This is a genomic window from Vibrio phycocola, from assembly GCF_054404255.1.
In genome coordinates this window covers 1-4,448 of sequence record NZ_JBTAMQ010000027.1, presented here as the reverse complement: position 1 = coordinate 4,448, position 4,448 = coordinate 1, and the positions used below count along the sequence as shown (strand labels likewise).

Annotated in this window: 3 protein-coding genes and 1 pseudogene; all 4 read right to left on the bottom strand. The window is 37.6% G+C overall.

Going from position 1 to position 4,448, the window contains the following annotated elements; all coding sequences use genetic code 11:
* Positions 1 to 216 (bottom strand): annotated as a pseudogene (locus tag ACXJY6_RS19675) (heteromeric transposase endonuclease subunit TnsA); the annotation flags it as partial.
* A gap of 534 nt (positions 217 to 750) precedes the next feature.
* Positions 751 to 2,091 (bottom strand): hypothetical protein, encoded by a 1,341-nt coding sequence (locus tag ACXJY6_RS19670; protein WP_458769374.1) that lies wholly within the window; start codon positions 2,089 to 2,091, stop codon positions 751 to 753.
* A gap of 95 nt (positions 2,092 to 2,186) precedes the next feature.
* Positions 2,187 to 2,861: a Cap15 family cyclic dinucleotide receptor domain-containing protein gene (locus ACXJY6_RS19665; RefSeq protein WP_124941046.1), complete on the bottom strand. Its 675-nt coding sequence runs from the start codon at positions 2,859 to 2,861 to the stop codon at positions 2,187 to 2,189.
* A 2-nt stretch (positions 2,862 to 2,863) separates the two neighbouring features.
* Complete coding sequence (locus tag ACXJY6_RS19660) at positions 2,864 to 4,207, bottom strand: cyclic GMP-AMP synthase DncV-like nucleotidyltransferase (RefSeq protein WP_458769373.1); 1,344 nt, start codon at positions 4,205 to 4,207, stop codon at positions 2,864 to 2,866.
* Between the last annotated feature and the right edge of the window lie 241 nt (positions 4,208 to 4,448).

Here is a 4,448-nt window from a genome sequence, read left to right as displayed (position 1 = left end):
TAAAAAATCGGGCGTATACCTACGTAGTTTACCATCGAGATAATACTCGAAACCAATAGGTTGAGCTTCAAAAGTTAAAACCTGTGCTGAAAATTCAAAGTGAAAACAGGCATCAAACTCTAAGTCGGATTCGACTGTATGAATGGAGTCAGTTTTGAGGCTGACAAAGCGTGATATGTTTTTAATTGATGAATTTCTAAGAATTCGTTTCTTCATAACAAAACCACCATACCTGTTGTAAACTTACTAAAGTTTCGTATACTTTATAAGCTATTTTAAGGTATGGTTGTTTTTATTTCAACGTATGGTTTCGTAAAATCAACTTATGGTTGTTTTTACACTACGCTTGTAAAAACAACTATATGTTGATATTTACTATCTTAATGATTTCAGAAGGTTATAAAAAAACAACCATATATTGAAATAACCGTAAACAACCATATGTTGATATTTTTGTGACAGGCACTTTATGCTCTGTAGGAAACTTTCTTTCAAATAAATTGGGAGACTCTAAAAAGTCATAATTGTCTACACGTAAACCGCCGAAAGTTTGCTAATGTGAGGGCCACATTTCTTCCCCTTTGACTTGTATTGCACCTAGGTAGGCTCCAACCAAATAGCAATTTAACAATCGAATATTCTAATACAACATATAAACTCACTTTTGGACAAAAGTGAGTTAGTGTAACAGAACTAACCCAGATACTAATTGAATAGTTATAGAGTTTGAGGAATATTCTAGTTCTACTATCAAAAAACTTGTTTTAATGTGTTGTAAAATACTTTGATATTTCCATCTTGAGAAATTTTTACAGCGACGCCATTTTTTCCTAACATCTGCCCGACAGCTTCACCAGCACCAGATATCCCTGCCACTTCAAGTTTACTCATATCGACTAAACAGCCGTATTGTTCAATTTGTCCTCTTTGATTTATGACTGTCGCACCATCACTAGTGCTAGCCCTCATAATGGTAGAGTGATGATTGGTATTTAAAACCGACATGGGAGTCCTAAAAGTTTGGTTCTGATTTATAAGAATGCCATCCAACTCATTACTGTTACTTGGTATCCATATAATCGCACTTCTTCGAACTTGTGAAATTTTGAGTATAATCGACACTGTAGCTTCAGCTACATTTGATGGCAAAAGTGCATATTTTTCAATTAAATACTGAAAATCACTAAGACTTCGAGCGCGCCAAGTACCTTCTTTGTATAATACTTCTAGCCCTGTGGTTCCCAATATTGATACTTCACCCGCACCGACAACACGAAATAGTATATCTGAGCCTTTTAATGTTTTAGAAAAAGTATAACTGTCAATATATGAACCACGATGGTTGTATTCAGAGTTTAAAAAAAATGTGTCTACTATTACAGGTACTTTTTTTTTCGTTACTCCAGAAAGGAAAAAGGAAGTTTTTCCGTCCACCAAGTACCAAAATCTTTTGTCCAACGTAAAATCTAGGTTCACTTCTAAGGGCGATTTCAATTTTAGAACATCGCCTCCTGAGCGGCTATCGGCTCGGTCTGAAGAATAGGCTGAAGTTGATTTGCTAATTATCAGTCCCGTCGAAAATGGCTCCCCCTCAAGTTTACTATTTGCAAGCCTCTGAAAAATATCAACAAACTTTACTATATTTTGATAACCAAACCTTCCTTTCCCAAAGTGTTTACCAATCGTTTCAATAACTAAGGACTCTCCGAACTCTTTGGCTCCTTGTGTATAGCGACTCTTAAATCCGTAAGTTGTAACATGGCTCAAAACACCTTCAAATGTCTGTAGTAGCGGACGAAGCGAAACAAAATTCCCATTAGTCAACTCTAGAGCAAAACATGCAATTGTGTTCCCACTTTCAATCACTCGACCCAATATTAATGCTGTGTCATCACTAATAAGATAGAAGCCTCTCCTAGAATTCTCTGTAAGATCGATTGCATATCTATTCTTAGCAAAGTTGAGTGGGGCTGCAATAAACTTAACATCACAATTAAAAAAACTAGCAACTTGTTGTTTAAGTACGGGTAGTGCTAAACGTGTGAATACAGAATATTCACTTCTAAACTCCGAAAAATTTCTCATATTCATAATAATGACCAATAAATAGCAATTCTGTAGTTAATGAATTCAAAGAGTCTAGACATTTATTCTGACTAGAAAAATGGCGCTCTCAAGTTAGTTTTCTACTGCGCCGATTGCTTTTTTCTTAATTCTATTGTTCCTGCTGTCTGCATTCCTTTCTGCCAACACCTATTTGTCCAGTAAGTACCGACCAAAGACATCTCACTTTCGTTAAACCTTATATTCAACTTCGCTGAGCCATCAAATTTTGAGTCATCAGTCTCTAATGGTTGGTCAACAACAGACTCAAAGATATAACTTAAATAAAAAGAGCCATCTCTATGATCTTTGTAAATCTCACTCTGAACAACAGTACTCCGCTGATACTGATCATCAGAAATCAACCTAATATCAAAATTGAAAAAAGACGCTTTAATATCCAATGTCACTGGTTTTCGGTAAGGATTTCCATCCTTGTCTTTGAAAGTTGAAACAACTTCTCCAACCCAAGTACCGTTTAAATCTGGACACACTTTCTGATTAAGCAGTTCGGTCCCTATATATGGTATTTTCCAAACTGCACGCCAAACATAAGTCCCCAAAAGCCACGTAAGACCGACAAAAATGAAGAGTATTGGCACCGTTAAACGCGCAACCACATCAAAACCATCATTTTTAAAAAATTCAGCCACTCCAGACCAACCACTTGTAACCCAAACGCCCCCTATAGTTACGAGAATACAAACTGCAAACATCAGTAACTTCGCAACCCCGAACTTCGGTAAAACCTTCCACATAACTATCTCCTAAAGCCCTTGAATATTTTTTTCTTTCTAACCGTTGGAAGTGCTGGTTTGACGATGACTTTTATACAACTAACTCCAACAACAGCAGCACCGCTAAATATCATGCATTCCATTGTATGTACTCCGGTATATGCGGCTCCCCTTTGGTGGCTTTCACTTATACTTGATACGACTTTATGACCAATGTCGTTTGCGTCGTTAGCTTGGTGTCCAATGTTGCGTACAGTCCACTGCGCATAACAATACTCATTAAACTCGCTTCTGTTTGTAATGCTAAACGTTAGGCTTTCGCCTTTTCTGACCGTCACCTCACCTGCGGTAACAGTTCTAATATGCTTATCATCTTTAGCGTAGTGATTAATTGCTAGCTCAGGAACCTTCATTGTGGCAGGCAACCCAGTTGAACCACCAAAGTTTGAAAGTTCTATCTGAGGGAAGTAATGTTCAAATAGTTCTGAAAAGAGAATGCTTTTCTGCAACTCGGATGCGCCATTAGCGGCTAAACAAGCTTTTTTCAATTCTGAAAGCTTAGTATGAGCGAATACTTCAGACTCAAATGACAACGCAAGTATGTCTTGCCCATTCAAAGGATTTTCTACTTTAAAGAGGCTTTCTAACTCTTCGCAAATACTGAGAGTTGTATGAATGAAACTGTCATCTTCCAAATCAAATTGTTTTAAGTGACGAGCAACGAGTACATTGATAGCGAGTGATGGGAGCTTTTTGTGCTCCGTACCATTCCATTTTACATTAACCCAAGCTTTCAAATAGCGCACAATTCGCTTCATTAAAGCACGCTTGGTGTCATTATCCTGAGCATTCGTTAGCCACGTTTGAATAGCTTTCGGATCACTATCTATCCAACCAGAGTCTGTTGCCAGCATGGGGGAGGCATTGTCATGTGCAATGTAATATATGGGCGTATCAATAGTTAGAAAAGCAGAATACTTCAAACCTTCACATGCATTTTTGGAATCTTGTAGTGTCGGTTCGTCATTTATTTCGCAGTAAGATTCCAGCGCAAGCTTAAGAGTCATTTTGACATCTGTAGCCGAAACACCTTCATTTTCGGCGTCAAAAAACAAATATACACCCACATCGATATCATATGACGAGTTCTTGTCGACGGGCTTAATTAATGTGTGGCTTTTTCGAGAACCCTGCAACCAAAAACCTATTTGACAATCAAAAGCTTCACTTAACTCTGCACGGAGGTATTCTATAAGTTCATCTTTTTTTAAGATCCCTTTTTTCAATATAACTTCTGACAGCCTAGTTCTTGTATGCAAGGTCTCTATGGAGCCGTCTGAATTATGAAGTAAATCTGCGCAGTTCATTGTTGACCTCAAAAATTAGTGAGCTGATATTCCGCATGATGATATTACATAACAGATAGATTGCATATGAACTACTATCGTAATTTTGTAGAGGTTGACCTATTAGTTTAGCTATGAGGTTTGGCCATAAAACCTAACTAATAAAAAGTACGCTAACTCATTTCGGTCGAGTAGACGACACTTGTTACCAAGTGCCGCCCCTCTAAGAACCGTACGTGCAACTTTCACTGCATACGGCTCA

Coding starts and splice junctions, on each gene's coding strand:
- ACXJY6_RS19665 (WP_124941046.1), bottom strand. CDS start 2,861: ATGTGGAAGGTTTTACCGAAGTTCGGGGTTGCGAAGTTACTGATGTTT.
- ACXJY6_RS19670 (WP_458769374.1), bottom strand. CDS start 2,091: ATGAATATGAGAAATTTTTCGGAGTTTAGAAGTGAATATTCTGTATTC.
- ACXJY6_RS19660 (WP_458769373.1), bottom strand. CDS start 4,207: ATGAACTGCGCAGATTTACTTCATAATTCAGACGGCTCCATAGAGACC.